This window comes from Stenotrophomonas sp. YJH_SMC_101-4, from assembly GCF_059370395.1.
This window is the reverse complement of sequence record NZ_JCAFTP010000004.1, coordinates 288,529-305,260: the sequence shown is the minus strand read 5'-3', so window position 1 is coordinate 305,260 and position 16,732 is coordinate 288,529. Positions and strand designations below refer to the sequence as shown.

General features: G+C 66.2%; 18 protein-coding genes and 1 pseudogene. 7 read left to right on the top strand and 12 right to left on the bottom strand.

What is annotated here, in order from left to right; translation table 11 throughout:
* Window positions 1-42: 42 nt before the first annotated feature.
* Entirely contained in the window at window positions 43-645 is a 603-nt protein-coding gene (locus AC5P8D_RS15670) for a TetR/AcrR family transcriptional regulator (RefSeq protein ID WP_006464233.1), read from the bottom strand.
* A gap of 141 nt (window positions 646-786) precedes the next feature.
* On the opposite strand from AC5P8D_RS15670, the gene AC5P8D_RS15665 reads away from it, so the two are divergent.
* The 4 genes from AC5P8D_RS15665 to AC5P8D_RS15650 all read left to right on the top strand — a co-directional run bounded on the left by AC5P8D_RS15665 (window position 787) and on the right by AC5P8D_RS15650 (window position 5,143).
* Entirely contained in the window at window positions 787-1,704 is a 918-nt protein-coding gene (locus tag AC5P8D_RS15665) for an alpha/beta fold hydrolase (RefSeq protein WP_010482732.1), read from the top strand.
* Window positions 1,701-4,178 (top strand): acyl-CoA dehydrogenase, encoded by a 2,478-nt coding sequence (locus AC5P8D_RS15660; protein WP_159360478.1) that lies wholly within the window; start codon window positions 1,701-1,703, stop codon window positions 4,176-4,178. Before AC5P8D_RS15665 ends, AC5P8D_RS15660 begins: the two co-directional genes overlap by 4 nt.
* Window positions 4,179-4,252: 74 nt before the next feature.
* Window positions 4,253-4,732 carry a hotdog fold domain-containing protein gene (locus tag AC5P8D_RS15655; RefSeq protein WP_329759816.1) on the top strand — a complete coding sequence of 160 codons (480 nt, stop codon included), beginning with the start codon at window positions 4,253-4,255 and terminating at the stop codon, window positions 4,730-4,732.
* 6 nt (window positions 4,733-4,738) lie between these two features.
* On the top strand, window positions 4,739-5,143 hold the full coding sequence (locus AC5P8D_RS15650) for a hypothetical protein (protein ID WP_414614655.1): 405 nt from the start codon (window positions 4,739-4,741) through the stop codon (window positions 5,141-5,143).
* A 29-nt stretch (window positions 5,144-5,172) separates the two neighbouring features.
* On the opposite strand, the gene AC5P8D_RS15645 is transcribed toward AC5P8D_RS15650, so the two are convergent.
* Together AC5P8D_RS15645 and AC5P8D_RS15640 are read right to left on the bottom strand one after the other, a co-directional pair.
* Window positions 5,173-5,520, bottom strand: a complete 348-nt coding sequence (locus AC5P8D_RS15645) for a DUF1304 domain-containing protein (protein WP_329759813.1) — start codon at window positions 5,518-5,520, stop codon at window positions 5,173-5,175.
* 30 nt (window positions 5,521-5,550) lie between these two features.
* Window positions 5,551-6,879 carry an NTP/NDP exchange transporter gene (locus tag AC5P8D_RS15640; RefSeq protein WP_159360479.1) on the bottom strand — a complete coding sequence of 443 codons (1,329 nt, stop codon included), beginning with the start codon at window positions 6,877-6,879 and terminating at the stop codon, window positions 5,551-5,553.
* Window positions 6,880-7,165: 286 nt separating this feature from the next.
* On the opposite strand from AC5P8D_RS15640, the gene AC5P8D_RS15635 reads away from it, so the two are divergent.
* Window positions 7,166-8,563: a serine hydrolase domain-containing protein gene (locus AC5P8D_RS15635; RefSeq protein ID WP_010482727.1), complete on the top strand. Its 1,398-nt coding sequence runs from the start codon at window positions 7,166-7,168 to the stop codon at window positions 8,561-8,563.
* A gap of 141 nt (window positions 8,564-8,704) precedes the next feature.
* Here AC5P8D_RS15635 and AC5P8D_RS15630 read toward each other — a convergent pair whose 3' ends face one another.
* Window positions 8,705-9,463, bottom strand: a complete 759-nt coding sequence (locus AC5P8D_RS15630; protein ID WP_159360480.1) for an SDR family NAD(P)-dependent oxidoreductase — start codon at window positions 9,461-9,463, stop codon at window positions 8,705-8,707.
* Between the two features lie 114 nt (window positions 9,464-9,577).
* Here AC5P8D_RS15630 and AC5P8D_RS15625 point away from each other — a divergent pair, with 114 nt between their 5' ends.
* A complete protein-coding gene (locus AC5P8D_RS15625; RefSeq protein ID WP_049481824.1) occupies window positions 9,578-10,471 on the top strand; it encodes a LysR family transcriptional regulator in 894 nt (297 codons plus the stop codon).
* Between the two features lie 120 nt (window positions 10,472-10,591).
* On the opposite strand, the gene AC5P8D_RS15620 is transcribed toward AC5P8D_RS15625, so the two are convergent.
* Window positions 10,592-11,110 (bottom strand): hypothetical protein, encoded by a 519-nt coding sequence (locus tag AC5P8D_RS15620; RefSeq protein WP_019338693.1) that lies wholly within the window; start codon window positions 11,108-11,110, stop codon window positions 10,592-10,594.
* 183 nt (window positions 11,111-11,293) lie between these two features.
* Between AC5P8D_RS15620 and AC5P8D_RS15615 the strand changes: the two genes are divergently transcribed.
* Window positions 11,294-11,593, top strand: a complete 300-nt coding sequence (locus AC5P8D_RS15615; protein WP_125438507.1) for a hypothetical protein — start codon at window positions 11,294-11,296, stop codon at window positions 11,591-11,593.
* 292 nt (window positions 11,594-11,885) lie between these two features.
* Here AC5P8D_RS15615 and gcvH read toward each other — a convergent pair whose 3' ends face one another.
* The 7 genes and pseudogenes from gcvH to mazG form a co-directional block, all read right to left on the bottom strand.
* Complete coding sequence (gene gcvH, locus AC5P8D_RS15610; RefSeq protein WP_010482723.1) at window positions 11,886-12,281, bottom strand: glycine cleavage system protein GcvH; 396 nt, start codon at window positions 12,279-12,281, stop codon at window positions 11,886-11,888.
* 93 nt (window positions 12,282-12,374) lie between these two features.
* Window positions 12,375-13,487, bottom strand: a complete 1,113-nt coding sequence (gene gcvT, locus AC5P8D_RS15605; RefSeq protein ID WP_010482722.1) for a glycine cleavage system aminomethyltransferase GcvT — start codon at window positions 13,485-13,487, stop codon at window positions 12,375-12,377.
* Window positions 13,488-13,631: 144 nt separating this feature from the next.
* Window positions 13,632-14,076 (bottom strand): annotated as a pseudogene (locus AC5P8D_RS15600) (NfeD family protein).
* Between the two features lies 1 nt (window position 14,077).
* Complete coding sequence (locus AC5P8D_RS15595; RefSeq protein WP_043399173.1) at window positions 14,078-15,037, bottom strand: SPFH domain-containing protein; 960 nt, start codon at window positions 15,035-15,037, stop codon at window positions 14,078-14,080.
* Window positions 15,038-15,103: 66 nt separating this feature from the next.
* The gene (locus AC5P8D_RS15590; RefSeq protein WP_010482717.1) at window positions 15,104-15,406 is read right to left on the bottom strand and encodes an Mpo1-like protein; all 303 of its coding nucleotides are present in this window, start codon (window positions 15,404-15,406) and stop codon (window positions 15,104-15,106) included.
* Between the two features lie 160 nt (window positions 15,407-15,566).
* Window positions 15,567-15,896 carry a YnfA family protein gene (locus AC5P8D_RS15585; RefSeq protein ID WP_010482716.1) on the bottom strand — a complete coding sequence of 110 codons (330 nt, stop codon included), beginning with the start codon at window positions 15,894-15,896 and terminating at the stop codon, window positions 15,567-15,569.
* Window positions 15,893-16,732, bottom strand: coding sequence for a nucleoside triphosphate pyrophosphohydrolase (gene mazG / locus AC5P8D_RS15580; RefSeq protein ID WP_495203468.1), 840 nt, complete (start codon window positions 16,730-16,732; stop codon window positions 15,893-15,895). The genes AC5P8D_RS15585 and mazG overlap by 4 nt, the downstream gene beginning before the upstream one ends.

The following is a 16,732-nucleotide window of genomic DNA, read 5'->3' as shown; positions in this document are numbered from 1 at the left end:
TCAAGCGACGGGCAGCCGGCTATCGGCCGCAGGCTTTCAACTTCAACCGTTCGGAATCAGCGTCTCGATGAGATGCTCGACATAGGCTTCGAAATCCTCGCGCGCCTGCTTGGGCTGCTGCAGCTGCAGGGACAGCTGCAGGAAGCCGACATAGGCGGCGTAGGCCAGGCGTGCGCGATGGCGTGCATCGGTCGAGCTGAGCCCTGCCTGGCGGAACGAGGCGATCAGATAGTCGAGGCGGCGCTGCGACACGCGGTCGATCACCGGCCGCACCATCGGATGGTCCAATGCCTTCAGCAGCTCGCTGTAGATGATGTGCGGCTGCACTTCATGCGCCACCATCTGGAACAGCTGGCGCAGGCGCACGCGCGGGTCCGGTACGTCTTCCAGGCTGCCGAACACCTGTTCCTGTTCGAACAGTTCCCAGCGTTCCAGCGCGGCCTGCAACAAGGCGTCACGCGAGGGGAAATGCCAATAGAAACTGCCCTTGGTCACGCCGAGTCGCCGCGCCAGCGGTTCCACCGCAACGGCGCCTACGCCTTGTTCAGCAATCAGGTCGAGGGCCGCCTGGGCCCAGTCTTCGGCACTCAGGCGGCTGTTGCGGCCGGCGCGCGGTTCGCCGGCGGAAGCGTCAGGTTGATTCATGGACTGATTTAACCATACGCCGGGGTTCGTTGCAGTACGCCGTTGCGGGCGAAACCGTCAAAGGCCTCTCCTGCAGGCCTGTCGCACTGCACCATACGATGCAGTATTGACTTCCCTCACAGGCGATCCATACTAGCAAGTATGGTTACGTCCCCTACTCCCGCTGCGTTCCATGACCTGCGCCTGGAGGCGGCCCATGGCGCCCGCCTCGCCGCCACTGCCAGCGACCACGGTCGTCGTGGCCGGGTGCTGTTCGCGCACGGCTTCGGCCAGACCCGTCATGCCTGGAATGCCACCGCGCGTGCCCTGTCTGCAGCCGGCCTGCAGACCCTGGCTTATGACGCACGCGGCCACGGCGATTCGGACTGGAATGCCGCCGACCTGCCCTACCACGGCGAACAGTTCGCCGATGACCTGATCGTGCTGGCCGGCGAGCAGCCCCGCCCGCCGGTGCTGGTCGCAGCCTCGATGGGCGGCCTGTTCGGCCTGCTGGCCGAATCGCGCTGGCCGGGCCTGTTCTCGGCGATGGTGCTGGTCGACATCACCCCGCGTTGGGATACCGCCGGTGTTGAACGCATCCTGGCCTTCATGACCGCCCATCCCGACGGCTTCGCCTCGCTCACCCAGGCCGCCGACGTGATCTCGGCCTACATGCCGCACCGCCCGCGCAAATCCGAGCAGTCGCTGCGCGCCCTGCTGCGCGAGGACGGCCCCGGCCGCTGGCGCTGGCACTGGGATCCGCGACTGGTGGCCGAACTGGCCCGCGACAGCGAGCAGCACCAGGATGCACTGGCCGAGGCCGCGCGGCAGGTGAAGTGCCCGCTGCTGCTGGTCAGCGGCGGCCGCAGCGACCTGGTCACGCCGCAGACCGTGGCCGAATTCCTGGCGTTGGCGCCGCACGCGCGCCATGTACAGCTGCCGCAGGCCACGCACATGGTCGCCGGCGATGACAACGACGCCTTTACCGCTACTGTGTTGGACTATCTGGACGTGTTGCCCGCAGCAGACGCTGCGGCTTCGTCCGCCACAAACGAGCACGTCACCGGAGCACGCTCATGAGCATCGTTCTTCCCTTCCTCGCCCTGCTGCTGGCAGGCGCGTTCGTCGCCTACCACCGCATGCGGCTGGTTACCTGGACGCTGATCAGCGTGGCCCTGCTGGCCGCCTGCTGGTTCATTCCCTACGTCAACCAGACCGCCACGATCGTCGCGGCCGCCGTGCTTGCCGTCATCGCCGTGCCGCTGCTGCTGCCGTTCATCCGCAAGCCGCTGCTGACCGGCCCGATGATGAAGGTGTTCCGCAAGGTGCTGCCGCCGCTGTCGCAGACCGAGCGCATCGCGCTGGAAACCGGCTCGGTCGGCTTCGAGGGCGAACTGTTCACCGGTGATCCGGACTGGAACATCCTGCTCAACTATCCCAAGCCGCAGCTGACCGCCGAAGAACAGGCCTTCCTCGATGGCCCGGTGGAAGAGCTGTGCACCATGGTCAACGACTGGGAAATCACCCACGTCCATGCCGATCTGCCGCCGGAGCTGTGGGCCTTCATCAAGAAGAACAAGTTCTTCGGCATGATCATCCCGAAGGAATACGGCGGCCTGGGCTTCTCCGCACTGGCCCACCACAAGGTGATCCAGAAGCTGGCCTCGGTGTCTTCGGTGGTCAGCTCCACCGTCGGCGTGCCGAACTCGCTGGGCCCGGGTGAACTGCTGGTGCATTACGGCACCCAGGAACAGAAGGACCAGTACCTGCCGCGCCTGGCCGATGGTCGCGAGGTGCCCTGCTTCGGCCTGACCGGTCCGTTCGCCGGTTCCGACGCCACCTCCATTCCGGACTACGGCATCGTCTGCAAGGGCGAGTGGAACGGCGAGCAGGTGCTCGGCGTCAAGCTGACCTTCGACAAGCGCTACATCACCCTGGCGCCGGTCGCATCGCTGATCGGCCTGGCCTTCCGCATGTACGACCCGGATGGCCTGATCGGCGATACCCGCGACATCGGCATCACCCTGGGCCTGCTGCCGCGCGACACCGCCGGTGTTGAAATCGGCCGTCGCCACTTCCCGCTGAACTCGACCTTCCAGAACGGTCCGATCCGCGGCAAGGACGTGTTCATTCCGCTGACCCAGCTGATCGGTGGCGCAGCCATGGCCGGCAAGGGTTGGAACATGCTCAACGAGTGCCTGGCCGTGGGCCGCTCGATCACGCTGCCGTCCACCGCCAGCGGCGGCGCCAAGGCCGGTGCTGCGGTGACCGGTGCCTATGCACGCATCCGCAAGCAGTTCGGCCTGTCGGTCGGCCGCTTCGAGGGCGTGGAAGAAGCGCTGGCCCGCATCGGCGGCAAGGCCTACAAGATCAGCGCGCTGTCGCAGGCCACTGCGGCTGCGGTCGACCGTGGCGACGTGCCGTCGGTGCCGTCGGCGATCGCCAAGTACCACTGCACCAACATGAGCCGCGAAGTGATCTCGGACATGATGGACGTGATCGGCGGCAAGGGCATCATCCTGGGGCCGCGCAACTTCGCCGGCCGCAGCTGGCAGGCCGCACCGATCGCGATCACCGTGGAAGGCGCCAACATCATGACCCGCAGCCTGCTGATCTTCGGCCAGGGTGCGATCCTCTGCCATCCGTGGGTGCTGAAGGAAATGAAGGCCGCGCAGGATCCGGATACCCGCGCCGGCCTGCAGGACTTCGACCGCAGCCTGTTCGGCCACATCCGCTTCGGCCTCTCCAATGCCGTGCGTTCGTTCTGGTTCGGCCTGACCGGCGCGCGCTTCGGTGCCGCCCCGGGCGACGCCTATACCCGCCGCTACTTCCGCAAGCTGGACCGTTACTCGGCCAACCTGGCGCTGATGGCCGACATCTCGATGATGACCCTCGGCGGCAAGCTGAAGTTCAAGGAATCGCTGTCAGGCCGCCTGGGCGATGTGCTGAGCCACGTCTACATGACCAGCGCCATGCTCAAGCGCTACCACGACGAAGGCGCACCGCAGGCCGACCAGCCGCTGCTGGCCTGGGCCTTCCATGACAGCGTGCACAAGATCGAGGAATCGCTGTCGGCCGCGCTGCGCAACTTCCCGATCCGTCCGATCGGCTGGCTGATGTGGGCGCTGATCTTCCCGCTGGGCCGTCGTGCCGAGGCCCCGGGCGACCGCCTGAGCCGTCGCGTCGCCGCCCTGCTGATGGCCCCGAACGAAGCCCGTGACCGCCTCGCCAGCGGCGTGTTCCTGACCCCGTGCGAGAACAACCCGGGCGGCCGCATCAACAGCTACCTGAGCAAGGCGATCATGGCCGAGCCGGTGGAGCGCAAGTTCCTCAAGGCGCTGAAGAGCAAGGGCATCGAAGCGCTGGACTTCAAGAGCCAGCTGGACGAGGCCGTGGCCGAAGGCGTGATCACCCAGGACGAGCGCAGCCTGCTGGAAGAACTGCGTACGCTGACCCTGGACACCATCACCGTGGACGACTTCGACACCCACGAACTGCGCGCGGCCAGCTACTACGACCGCCAGCAGAAGGATCCGCATTCGCAGGCGGCCTGATCGCCCGCGACACGCGTTGCCTCGACGGCGGGCCTCGGCCCGCCGTCGTTCTATCCGCCGACCGGAAACCGCTCATGTCCACGCCCCTGCTTTCGCTCTACCACCGCCTGCAGCGCTGGCCCGCCGGCACCTGGCTGTTCTCGCGCGCGGTCTGCTTCAAGGCGCCATACTTCGCCAGCATCGCACCGCGCATCACCCGCCTGGAACACGGCCGCTGCGAAGGCACGCTGGCCGATCGCCGCAAGGTGCGCAACCACATCGGCACGGTGCATGCGATCGCGATGTGCAACCTGGCGGAGCTGACCGCCGGGCTGATGGTCGACGCCAGCCTGCCGGCAGACATGCGCTGGATCCCCAAGGGCATGGACGTGAAATACAAGGCCAAGGCCTTGGGCACGTTGAAGGCCTTGGCGACGCCAGTGTTGTCCATCGTCAGTGCTGCGGACGGCTACGACCTGCCGGTGAAGGTCAGCGTGACCGATGCGGCAGGGACCGAGGTGTTCCATGCGACCATCGCGATGTGGGTATCGCCACGCCCTCCGCGCACAGGCTGATCAACCATGACGACCCCTGAACTGCTGGTGCGCCTGGCAGGCATTCACAGCTTGGGGTTTGCCACCTTCCATCTGGCGTTCTGGCGGCTGTTCGGCTGGAAACGCGAGCTCGCCCGGCTCGGCACGGCCAATCGCGCGATCATGCAGATCCTGAATCTGCGCGTGATCTATGTGTTCCTGGGAATGGGGCTGATCGCGCTGATCTTTGCCCCGGACCTGGTCGACACTCGTCTGGGGGTGGTCCTGCTGGGCTTCATGGCGGTGTTCTGGGTAGGCCGCACGCTTGAACAATTCGTCTTCCTGCGTATCAACGACTGGCGCGTACACCTGCTGACCGGCCTGTTCGTGCTGGGTGCGGCGCTGCATGCCGTGCCAATGTGGCTGGGCTTCATGCGCGCCATCAGCCGCTGAGCGATGGCGCTTGCCAGCACGCGCCCACTTCAGAGCACTCGCAACACCAGTGCCAGGATCGCCGGTACGGCCTGGATCATGAATATGCGCGGGCTTACGCTCCATGCGCCATAGGCCCCCGCCACCACCACGCAGCCCAACGAGAACGTCACCAGCACCGGTTGCGCCATCACCAGCCCCACCAGGATGCCTGCCGCCAGGAAGCCGTTGTACAGGCCCTGGTTGGCCGCCAGCACGCGCGTGGTCTCCGCCTTCTCCGGCGTGTTGCGGAACGTCTTCAAGCCCAGCGGACGGGTCCACAGGAACATCTCCAGCACCAGGAAGTACAGGTGCAGTACCGCGACCAGCACGGTCAGCAGCAGCGCGATCAGCGACATGGTTTCTCTCCTCGAAATGACTGGCCGGGATCAGCGGTCGCGTGGCAGCTTTTTTTCTTCGCGCAGTACACCAAACGCGGCGGCGGTCATGCACGCGGCAACCACCACGCCACCGATGAACACCACATGTGAACCAAACAGCGACAAGCCCTTGTGCACCCACGCAAAGCTCAGGTCCGCGCCGCGGTACACCACCGTATCGATGGCCGCGCCGGCCTTGTAACGCCACTGCCGGTCCACGCGGGTATAGATGGTTTCACGTGCCGGCTTGGCCAATGCGAACTCGCTGGCGCGGGTCATCACCTGCACCACGGCCACCATCAACGGCATGGGTGAAGCGGCAAGCACCGAGAAGCCGATCAGGATCGCAAAGCCAGGGATCAACAGGGCCGGCGCGATGCCGTGGCGCGACAGCAGCCAGCGGGTCAGGCCCAGCTGCATCAGCAGCGCCAGTGCGTTCACCGCCAGGTCGATGCGCGAGAAGAAGGCCGTGGCAGCGCCTGCATCGTTGAACGCCGCACGCACGATGCTGGCCTGCTGGTTGTACAGCAGGGTGCCCACGCCCACACCGAACACCACCATGATCGCCAGCCAGCGCAGCAACGGCTCACGCACGATCAGTTTCAGGCCGTCCAGCACGCTGCCGCCCATCGGCTGTTCACCGTCGACCAGTTGCTGTTCGCGCTCGCGCAGAACCGCCCAGTGCCGCAGCCGCCAGATGCTCAACAGGCAGATGACGAGAAAACCAGCCGAGACAAGCATCAGGTTGGCGATACCCACGCGCTGCACCAGCGCACTGGTGATGATCGGACCGAGGAAGGCACCGATGGTGCCAGCCGCGCCGATGTAACCGTAGAAAGCACGTGCCTGCGCGTTGGAAAACACATCGGCCATGAAGCTCCAGAACACCGCCACCGCGAACAGGTTGAAGACGGTGATCCAGAAAAAGAACGCCATGCCGCGGCCCGGCACACCGCTATCGAACAGTACGTAGAAGCCCAGCAGAGTGACGATGAAGAACCCATACACCGCCGGCAGGAACACCCGCCGCGGGAAGCGGCTGACCAGCCAGCCGTACACCGGCTGCAGTACCAGCATGATCACGAACACACAGGAGAACAGGAACTGCAGGACGAAGTCCTTCAGCGCGATGCCATGGCTGGCGAACCAGGCGATCAGCATCGGCGGAAACACGGTCTCCAGGTCGGCCGAGGCAGCCATCGCCTCACGCACCGGGCGCAGCACGTAGTAGCCACTGAGCAGGCAGAAGAAGTACAGGAACGACCACCACAGCGCCGGTGACTCACGCAGTGCCGCCGTCAGCCCGCGCAGCGGCCCCTTGCCCTTCACCGCGCTCACGCGGCGTCCCTCGCCAGAAGACGGCGGTTGGACAGCGGCATGGCAGGCTCCGGGGGCGGTGAAGCGCGTACGTTAGCCAATGCACTGCAACATCGCCAGCAGCAGCCACGCAGAAACCTGCAACGCAGTGTCACGGCCCCACCCGTACGACACGTTCCGATACATGCTTTCGGGGCGTCAAAATTCCAACTTTTTCAACGAGATGCGCATTCATCTTCGCTTTGTTTGTGCACAAGGGAAAAGCGGCGCTAGAATCGCCATCAGCAGTCGCGCACGGGTCTCCACGATGAAAAAGAACAGCCTGCGTCGTCCGATCCGTTCGGCGGCCACCGGTTTGCTGGGCATGTTGATGCCCGTTGCCTTGTCCACCACCGCGCAGACCCCGCCGCCATTGCCGCCGATGCCGGCCAACATCGAATCCGCCGCCACCGCCGTCGCCCACACCCAGCCCGCCGCCTACCGCACCGGCCTGGTGCCGCAGGTGCAGCTGCCGGCGGCCGGCTTCAACGTGGCCAACATCGAGTCGATGGCGCAGCAGCTCACCTATGGCGAGCGCGTGCCCGGCATGGCGGTGGCGATCGTGCAGGGTGGCCGTGTGCTCAGCGCGCGTGGCTATGGCGTCACCGACGTCAACAACCCGCTGCCGGTCGACGCCCACACCGTGTTCCGCCTGGCCTCGCTGTCCAAGGCCTTCGCCGGCACCATGGCCGGCCTGCTGGTCAACGACGGCACGCTGCGCTGGGACAGCAAGGTCACCGACTATGTGCCGGGCTTCCGCCTGAACTCGCCGGAAGCGACCGATCGCCTGACCGTGGCCGACGTGCTCAGTCATCGCGTCGGCCTGCCCTACAACGCCTACGACCGCGACATCGAAGGCAACGCCGAGTACTACTCGCTGACCCAGAAGCTGGCCAACACCAGCCTGAAGTGCCTGCCGGGCGACTGCTACGCCTACCAGAACGTGGCCTTCAGCCTGATCGGCGACGTCGTCTACGCGGCCTCCGGCAGCTTCTACGAGCAGTCGGTCGAGCGCCGCATCTTCAAGCCGCTGGGCATGAACGATGCCAGCCTTGGCCTGGCCGGCATCCAGGCCAGCTCGCGCTGGGCGCGTCCGCACGTGCGCAGCCGCAATGGCTGGGTGTCGCTGACTCCGAAGCCGACCTACTACCGCGTCGCCCCGGCGGCCGGCGTCAATGCCAGCGCCAGCGACATGGCGCAGTGGCTGCTCGCCCACACCGGCCACCGCCCGGACGTGCTGCCGGCACCGCTGCTGGCCACCCTGCATTCGAGCCTGATCAGCACCCCCGGCGAGATGCGTTCGGGCTGGCGCCGCGAGCGCCTGCACTCGGCCGGCTACGCCCTGGGCTGGCGCACCTTCGACTACGCCGGCCACGACGTGGTGTTCCATGCCGGTGCCGTGCAGGGCTATCGCGGCCTGGTCGCGCTGGTGCCGGAACGCGATCTGGGCATCGCCATCATGTGGAATGGCGAAAGCAGCCTGCCCAGCGGCCTGCTGCCGACCGTGCTCGATTCCGCGCTCGGCCTGCCTGCGCAGCGCTGGCTGGATGTGGACACCGACTTCGGCAGCGACAACCTGATGGCCGAGGGCGCAAGCCCGGCGCAGCAGGACAAGCGCAAGGGCAAGGGTGCCTCGAGCAACCGCGCGGTGGCGTCCCCGCGCTGATCAGGCGGGCTCGACCGTAAACATGAAGGGCGGCCTGAGGGCTGCCCTTTTTGTTGTTGTGTAGCGCCGAGCCGTGTTCGGCTGAGCGGAATTCTGGCGCGAGGCAGCCGAGCATGGGCTCGGCTCTACAGCTCCGCAGCGCTAATGCGCGAAGTAGTGCATGCCGCCATCCACCGGAATCACCGCGCCGGTGATGTAGCCGGCCAGCGGCGAAGCCAGGAAGGCCACCAGCGGCGCCACTTCGTCCGGCTCGCCGAAGCGCCCGATCGGAATGTTGCGTGCAATGAACGCGCGCCGGCTTTCCTCGGTGGGATGCAGGCGATCAAGAACCTGCGGGCTGTTGATGCGCCCCGGTGCAATCGCATTGACCGTAATGCCCTGCCCGGCCACCTCCGACGACAACCCCTTGCTCCACAGATGCAGCGCCGCCTTCGCCGCGGTGGCGGCATTCACCGAACGTGGCTCCATCGAACCGCTGAAATTGATCACCCGCCCCCATGCCTGCGCCTGCATGCCGGGCAACAGCGCCTGGGTCAGCCGTCGTGCGGCGGAGAAGTTCAGGGCGATCGCTTCCTCCCAGACCTCGTCATCGGCATCCACCGTGGTCGGCCGGGAGCCCCCTGCGGCATTGACCAGGATGTCCACGTGCTGCAATGCCTCCCGGGATGCTTCCGCGATGGACCGGACGTCGCCGGCGACGGTGACATCGCCGACCACGATGACCGGTGCCGCGCCGCCTTCGGTTTCGATCCGCGCTGCCAGCGCCTGCAGGGGGTCGCGCTGCCGCGACGTGATGGCGACGCGCACGCCCTGGGCTGCCAGCTGCCTGGCGACGGCGGCACCGATGCCGCTGGCCGCGCCCGTCACCAATGCGGTACGGCCTGCAAGATTCAAGTCCATGGTGTTCTCCTGTCCACGTGGCCGGCCAATCCAGCCCTTGCACGACATGCTGTTTGATCACCCCTGATTGATAAACTCCGCGCAGGTTTCAGCATTCAACACCCGGAGTGTCAGATGAACCTGCTGGAAAGCATGCAGGTCTACGTGCTGATCGTGGACAAGGGCAGCCTCAGCGCAGCGGCGGCGGCGATGGATATCTCCGCGACGATGGCCGGCAAGCATCTGCGCGCATTGGAGGCACGGTTGGGCATGCAGTTGTTGAGCCGTACCACCCGGCGCCAGCATATGACGCCCTTCGGCGAGGACTACTACACCCGCTGCCGGGAGATCCTGCGGCTGGTGGAAGAAACCGACGCGCAGGCGCAGCACCAGCAGCTGGCACCGGCGGGTACGCTGCGCATCAGTGCGCCGGTGATCTTCGGCACGCATGCGCTGGTACCGGCACTGGCCGAGTACATGGCGCGCCATCCGGAGGTCCGGGTCGAAGCCACGCTGACCGACCGTGTGGTCGACCTCGCCGAGGAGGGTTTCGAAGCGGCGCTGCGCATCGGCACGCTGGCCGACAGCAGCATGCTGGTGGCGCGTGCGCTGGCACCGTATCGCTTGATGATGTGCGCATCGCCCGGATACCTCGCCCGGCACGGTACGCCCTCCGACCTGCAGGCGCTTGCCCGGCACCAATGCCTGTCCTTCGAACCCAGCGCACTGGCGCAGTGGCTGCAGGTCGATGCTGGCGGGCTTGAGCGTGTGCCCGACGGCCGGCTGCAGATCAACAACGGCGAAGCACTGCGCACGGCGGCGCTGCATGGGCTGGGCATCGTGCTGCAGTCGGCACTGCTGCTGGCTGCCGACGTCGACGCCGGACGCCTGGTGCAGCTGTTCCCGGAGCATGGCCAGACCGGTCGGCCGATGCACGTGGTCTACGCCCACGATCGCTACCACTCGACCCGCCTGCGCAGCTTCCTGGACTTCCTGGTGGAGCGCTTTCCACCGGCGCCGCACCGCTAGCGTCGACCGTCAGAAAAGCCGTCGGGCATGGCCCGACGCTACAAACCGCTCCATAAAAAAACCCCCTCCCCGCTGGGCAGCCAGGGAAGGGGGTTTCAGGATGCGGCTATCGGGAAGTACTTAGATCAGCGGCGCCGGGGTTGCCGGCAGAGCGACCGGAGCGGCCTTCTTCTTGCGGGCGGCCGGCTTGCGCTTGGCAACCTTCTTCGCTGCCTTCTTCGGGGCAGCCTTCTTGGTGGCCTTCTTCGCGGTCTTCTTTACTGCCTTCTTGGCGGTCTTCTTGACGGCCTTCTTGGCAGTCGCCTTCTTCGCGACCTTCTTGGCCGGCTTGCGGGCCGTTGCCTTCTTGGCAGTCTTCTTGGTGGCCTTCTTGGCTACCTTCTTGACGGCCTTCTTGGCGGTCTTCTTGACGGCCTTCTTGGCAGTGGACTTCTTGGCTACCTTCTTCGCCGCCTTCTTCACTGCCTTCTTCGCAGTGGCCTTCTTGGCGACCTTCTTCGCAGCCTTCTTCACTGCCTTCTTGGCGGTCGCCTTCTTCGCGACCTTCTTCACTGCCTTCTTGGCAGCAGCCTTCTTCGCGACCTTCTTCACCGCTTTCTTGGCGGCGGGCTTCTTCTTCGCAGCTTTCTTGGTTGCCATGGGATGGCTCCTCGTCAGTGATAGGGAGTTGAAACGCCCAGTTGGATCAAACCCGCGGATGCTGCGTGCGGGGACCGCCGGCGCGTCAGGCGCGCCGTTACGGATGCGGCAATGCCCGCCTCGATCGGCGGAGCGGACATCGGAACGGGAGTTGCCTTGCATTTCTCCGGGGGAAGCGGGGCCATGTCCACCGTCATCAGGGTCGCGGTGGTCTTGAAGGGGCTGCTTCGCATCGGACGATTGATTCTGCGCACTCGGTTGGGCAGGCAAGGTCTGCTGAGGCGAAACCTAATCACGGTTTTTTTTACTGTCAACAACCCCCGCGAAAAATTTTCACATCCGCGCCAGCCCGGACGCCGCCCGCGCCACCGCCGTGCGCGCCCTGCAACGACCATTGAAGCGGCGCGCACGCGCGTCGCATGCGACGACGTCGATGCGCTCTCTGAACAAAAAACACTTGAAATAAGCACTCTGCGCAGATAGGCACATGTTCTGGACAACAGCGCACGTGCATCGCCGATGGTCACCGGCACCGTCGCCAACGCCAGCACAACGGGGCCGCAACGGGGGGCGAAAAGTTTTCACATCTGATCGCTTCGGCGCAGGGCGGAAACGCGGATTTGCGCAAAACTGCGCACGCCGATCGGCACCGTTCGTCTGTCGGCTGATGCCACGCCGAGGGTGCAGAGCGAACCCGCCGTCATGAGTCCGACGCACTCGCCAAAACAAAAACGGCCACCCGAAGGTGGCCGTTCCAGAACCCGGAAGTGACGACTCAGTGGTCGTCGTTTTCCAGGGCTTCGGCATACGCGTCCGGATCCAGCAGTTCGTTGAGCTCTTCGGCGTTGGTCAGTTCGACCACGAACATCCAGCCTTCGCCGTAGGCATCTTCATTGATGGTTTCCGGCTTGTCGGACAGCGCCGAGTTGACCTCGACGACCTTGCCGCTGATCGGGCTGTAGACGTCCGAGGCGGCCTTCACCGACTCGACAACGGCGATCTGCTCGCCAGCCTTTGCGTCGGCACCGACTTCCGGCAGTTCGACGTAGACCAGGTCACCCAGCAGGCCCTGGGCGTGGTCGGAAATACCGACGGTGACACGGCCATTGCCTTCGACACGGGCCCACTCATGGGACTTGAGGAACTTGAGGTCGCCGGGGATCTCGCTCATGGGACTGCTCCAGAGATATGCAGGGGTGGAAAAAACGGGGCTAGTGTAACCAACCGGCCGCCACTGCTGTCAGTGACGATCGGCAGTTTCGGATCAGGCGTCGGCGAGCACGCCGGGCTGGGCCTGGCCTTCGCGCACGAACGGGAACTTGACCACGCGTACCGGTACCTGCCGGCCGCGGATGTCGACGGTGACCTCGCCGAGTTCACCGGCCGGTACGCGGGCGAAGGCGATGCCCTTGGCCAGGGTCGGCGAGAAGGTGCCGGACAGGATCTCGCCCTGGCCGCCCGCGGTGGTCACCGCCTGGCCGTGGCGCAGCACGCCCTTCTCGTCCATCACCAGGCCGATCATCTGGCGTGCGGTGCCGGCGGCCTTCTGCGCTTCCAGCACGTCGCGGCCGATGAAGTCGCGGCCTTCGTCCAGCGACACGGTCCAGGCCAGCGCCGCTTCGTACGGGCTGATCTCTTCGTCCATGTCCTGGCCGTACAGGTTCATGCCGGCTTCCAGGCGCAGCGTGTCGCGTGCGCCGAGGCCAGCCGGCTTCACGCCCGCCGCCAGCAGGCGGTTCCAGAACGCGACCACGGCGTCCTGCGGCAGCAGGATCTCGAAACCGTCTTCGCCGGTGTAACCGGTACGGGCGACGAACAGTTCGACGCCGTCATCGGACTGCACCTGCAGGGCGGCGAAACGGCCCAGCTTGGTCAGCGCCTGACGGTCCGCATCACGCGCCAGGCCGATCACGATGTCGCGCGCCTGCGGTCCCTGCACGGCCAGGATGGCCAGGTCCGGGCGCTGCTCGACGGTGACGCCGAACGGCGCAGCCTGCTCGCGCAGCCAGGCCAGGTCCTTCTCGCGGGTGGAGGCATTGACCACCATGCGGAAGAAATCGTCGCCCAGGTAGTAGACGATCAGGTCGTCGATGACGCCGCCGCGCGGGTTCAGCATGCACGAGTACAGCGCCTTGCCGGTCACCTTCAGCTTGTCGACCGAGTTGGCCAGCAGGCGGCGCAGGAACGGCTTGACCTGCTCACCGCGCAGGTCGACCACCGTCATGTGGCTGACGTCGAACACACCGGACTCGCGACGCACCTGGTGGTGCTCGTCCAGCTGCGAGCCGTAGTGGATGGGCATGTCCCAACCCCCGAAATCGACCATCTTGGCGCCAAGGGCGCGGTGGGTATCGTTGAGCAGCGTCTTCTGGGTCATGACCGGGTCCGGCAGCAGAGGAAACAAGAATCCCCATTATCCCAGATCGGTCGCCCGCAGGCGTGCCGCAGCGCAGCGCCGGAGCTGTAGAGCCGAGCCCATGCCCGGCTGCTCTTCGTGTGGGAGCCGAGCGTGGGCTCGGCTCTACAGGGGGCGGCCTGCGTCCTCGACCACCAGCACCGTGCCCTGCACGCTGCGCACCCGCACCCACGTGCCCGCAGGCAGCTCCGGACCGCTCACCTGCCAGGACGCATCGTCAATGCTGACCCGTCCCTGGCCACCGACGATGCCCTGCTGCAGTACCACCTCCCGGCCGACCGAGCTGCTCGGCGCGGCGGTTGAGCAACGGCGCATCGCTGGGCCGTGCCCGCGGCCGCCCCCAGCGCCGGTAGCACTGGATCGAGACCACACTCAGCAGGACGAAAGCGATCACCTGCCACAACAGCGGAATGTCACTGAACACCGCAACCAGTACGAACACCGCCGCCGCGCCAATGCCGATCCACAGCATGAACGCACCCGGCGCCAGCGCTTCGGCCGCGAACAGCAGCAACGCCAACGCGCCCCAGCCCACGACTTCCCAGCGCATGTCAGCCTCCGATCGGCGGCGGCCGCTTGCCCGCGGCCTTGGTGTTCTGGTCGCCCAGTGCCTGCTTGGCCAGCTCGGCCACGCCGGCGATCGAACCGATCACACCGCTGGCCTCCATCGGCATCAGCACCAGCTTCTGGTTCGGCGAGCTGGCCAGCTCCTTGAACGCTTCCACGTATTTCTGGGCAACGAAGTAGTTGATCGCCTGCACGTCGCCTTCGGCAATCGCCGCCGACACCATCTGGGTTGCCTTCGCTTCGGCCTCGGCCAGGCGCTCACGCGCCTCGGCGTCGCGGAACGCAGCCTCGCGCCGGCCTTCGGCCTCGAGCACGGTGGCCTGCTTCTCGCCATCGGCACGCAGGATCTCCGACTGCCGCGAGCCTTCGGCTTCCAGAATCTGCGCGCGCTTTTCGCGCTCGGCCTTCATCTGCCGCGCCATCGCGTCCAGCAGATCCCGCGGCGGCTGGATGTCGCGGATCTCGATGCGGTTGACCTTCACGCCCCAGGGATTGGTGGCATGGTCGACCACGCTCAGCAGCTGGGCATTGATCACCTCGCGCTGGCTGAGCGATTCGTCCAGGTCCATCGAACCGATCACGGTACGGATGTTGGTCTGCACCAGGGCGATCATCGCCACTTCCAGGTTGGCCACCTCATAGGCGGCCTTGGCAGCATCCAGTACCTGGAAGAACACCACGCCGTCCACGCGCACGGCGGCGTTGTCCTTGGTGATCACTTCCTGGCTGGGCACATCCAGCACCTGCTCCATCATGTTCACCTTGCGCCCCACCCCGTACACGATCGGGATCAGGAAATGCAGGCCGGGGGTCATGGTGTGCGTGTAGCGCCCGAAGCGCTCGACGGTCCACTCGTAGCCCTGGGGCACCATCCGTACGGCCTTGAACAGGATCACCACGGCCACGAAGGCCAGTACCACGGTAAAGAACATGGTCGGGAACATCTTGCTTTCCTTATCGATGACGTCCAGGCCCCAGCATAGCGCGTGAAGGCCGCATTCACAGCGGAGCTACCAGGGCACGCGCCCGCGCAGGATGTCGGCGAACATCACCCAGTCGCCCATGAACGAGTACAGCGGGTGCTGGAAGGTGGCCGGGCGGTTCTTCTCGAAAAAGAAATGGCCGACCCAGGCGAAGCTGTAACCGCAGAACAGGGCGGCCAGCACAAGGATGGGTTGGCCGCGCAGGATCGCCGCCGCAACCAGCAGCAGCACCCCGCAGCTGCCGACGAAGTGCAGCCGGCGCGACACCGGATGGCGGTGCTCGCTGAGGTAGAACGGATAGAACTCGCGGAAGCTGGCGAAGCGGGACATGCGCATGCTCCGGGGCCATGGTCAGGCCCATCATGCGCCTTTCGGGGGGCGCTGCGCTGCCTTGCAGCACCGAACCATGCTCGGCTTGCGCGTGCCAGCGCGGTCGGAAAGAAGAGCAGCCGAGCGTGGGCTCGGCTCTACAGAACCGCCTTGCCCGGACCTACACCGATGAGGTGCGCGGCCCGAACATGATCACCGCCATGCCGGCCAGGCACAGCGCGGCGCCGAACAGGTCCCAGCGGCTGGGACGGATGCCATCGACCAGCCACAGCCAGAACAGCGCGGTGCCGATGTAGACGCCACCGTAGGCGGCATAGACCCGACCACTGGCGGTCGGATGCAGGGTCAACAGCCAGGCGAACAGGGCCAGGCTGGCGGCCGCCGGCAGCAGCAGCCAGATGCTGCCGCCCTTGCGCAGCCACAGCCACGGCAGGTAGCAGCCGACGATCTCGGCCAGCGCGGTCAGCAGAAACAGGCCGAGTGTCTTCACGCCTTCTCCGCCGCCTTGGCGTGCTGCCAGAGGGCTTCCTGCGCCTCCAGGTCCATCGCAGCCAGCGCCCCACCCTGCGCATCGGCCTGCGCTTCCATCGCACGGAAGCGACGTTCGAACTTGTGGTTGGCCCCGCGCAGCGCCGCACCCAGATCGATATCGGCGTGGCGCGCCAGGTTCGCGCAGACGAACAGCAGGTCGCCCAGTTCTTCCTGCAGGCGCGCCTTGTTGCCGGCGATATCGCCGCGCTCGAACTCCTCGCGCAGCTCCTGCAGTTCCTCGGCCGCCTTGTCCAGCACCGGCAACGGGCCCGGCCAGTCGAAGCCGACCTTGGCCGCGCGCGACTGCAGCTTCACTGCCCGCTGCCATTCCGGCAGGCCGCGCGAGATGCCGGCCAGCGCGGAGGTGTCCTGTTCGCCCTTGGCGGCGCGCTCGGCCCGCTTGATCGCCTCCCAGTTGCGCATCACCCCATCGGCATCATCGACGCTGACCTCGGCGAACACGTGCGGGTGGCGGCGCTGCATCTTGTCGCTGATCGCGCGGGCCACGTCTGCGAAGGCGAAGCTGCCCTGCTCTTCGGCCATGCGCGCATGGAACACCACCTGCAGCAACAGGTCGCCCAGCTCGTCGCACAGGTCGTCGAGGTCGCCGCGGTCGATCGCATCGGCCACCTCGTAGGCTTCCTCGATGGTGTACGGCGCGATGGTCGCGAAGTTCTGCTCCAGGTCCCACGGGCAGCCGCCCTGCGGGTCGCGCAGGCGCGCCATGATCGCGAGCAGGCGCTCCAGTTCGTTGCTGGCTGCACTGCCGGCGGTGGGGGTGTCATCCGCGCTCAT

What these genes read in the sequence shown, in the direction of transcription:
- AC5P8D_RS15670 (WP_006464233.1), bottom strand. Translation starts at nt 645, where the DNA reads ATGAATCAACCTGACGCTTCCGCCGGCGAACCGCGCGCCGGCCGCAAC.
- AC5P8D_RS15665 (WP_010482732.1), top strand. Translation starts at nt 787, where the DNA reads ATGGTTACGTCCCCTACTCCCGCTGCGTTCCATGACCTGCGCCTGGAG.
- AC5P8D_RS15660 (WP_159360478.1), top strand. Translation starts at nt 1,701, where the DNA reads ATGAGCATCGTTCTTCCCTTCCTCGCCCTGCTGCTGGCAGGCGCGTTC.
- AC5P8D_RS15655 (WP_329759816.1), top strand. Translation starts at nt 4,253, where the DNA reads ATGTCCACGCCCCTGCTTTCGCTCTACCACCGCCTGCAGCGCTGGCCC.
- AC5P8D_RS15650 (WP_414614655.1), top strand. Translation starts at nt 4,739, where the DNA reads ATGACGACCCCTGAACTGCTGGTGCGCCTGGCAGGCATTCACAGCTTG.
- AC5P8D_RS15645 (WP_329759813.1), bottom strand. Translation starts at nt 5,520, where the DNA reads ATGTCGCTGATCGCGCTGCTGCTGACCGTGCTGGTCGCGGTACTGCAC.
- AC5P8D_RS15635 (WP_010482727.1), top strand. Translation starts at nt 7,166, where the DNA reads ATGAAAAAGAACAGCCTGCGTCGTCCGATCCGTTCGGCGGCCACCGGT.
- AC5P8D_RS15630 (WP_159360480.1), bottom strand. Translation starts at nt 9,463, where the DNA reads ATGGACTTGAATCTTGCAGGCCGTACCGCATTGGTGACGGGCGCGGCC.
- AC5P8D_RS15625 (WP_049481824.1), top strand. Translation starts at nt 9,578, where the DNA reads ATGAACCTGCTGGAAAGCATGCAGGTCTACGTGCTGATCGTGGACAAG.
- AC5P8D_RS15620 (WP_019338693.1), bottom strand. Translation starts at nt 11,110, where the DNA reads ATGGCAACCAAGAAAGCTGCGAAGAAGAAGCCCGCCGCCAAGAAAGCG.
- AC5P8D_RS15615 (WP_125438507.1), top strand. Translation starts at nt 11,294, where the DNA reads ATGTCCACCGTCATCAGGGTCGCGGTGGTCTTGAAGGGGCTGCTTCGC.
- gcvH (WP_010482723.1), bottom strand. Translation starts at nt 12,281, where the DNA reads ATGAGCGAGATCCCCGGCGACCTCAAGTTCCTCAAGTCCCATGAGTGG.
- gcvT (WP_010482722.1), bottom strand. Translation starts at nt 13,487, where the DNA reads ATGACCCAGAAGACGCTGCTCAACGATACCCACCGCGCCCTTGGCGCC.
- AC5P8D_RS15595 (WP_043399173.1), bottom strand. Translation starts at nt 15,037, where the DNA reads ATGTTCCCGACCATGTTCTTTACCGTGGTACTGGCCTTCGTGGCCGTG.
- AC5P8D_RS15590 (WP_010482717.1), bottom strand. Translation starts at nt 15,406, where the DNA reads ATGTCCCGCTTCGCCAGCTTCCGCGAGTTCTATCCGTTCTACCTCAGC.
- mazG (WP_495203468.1), bottom strand. Translation starts at nt 16,732, where the DNA reads ATGAGCGCGGATGACACCCCCACCGCCGGCAGTGCAGCCAGCAACGAA.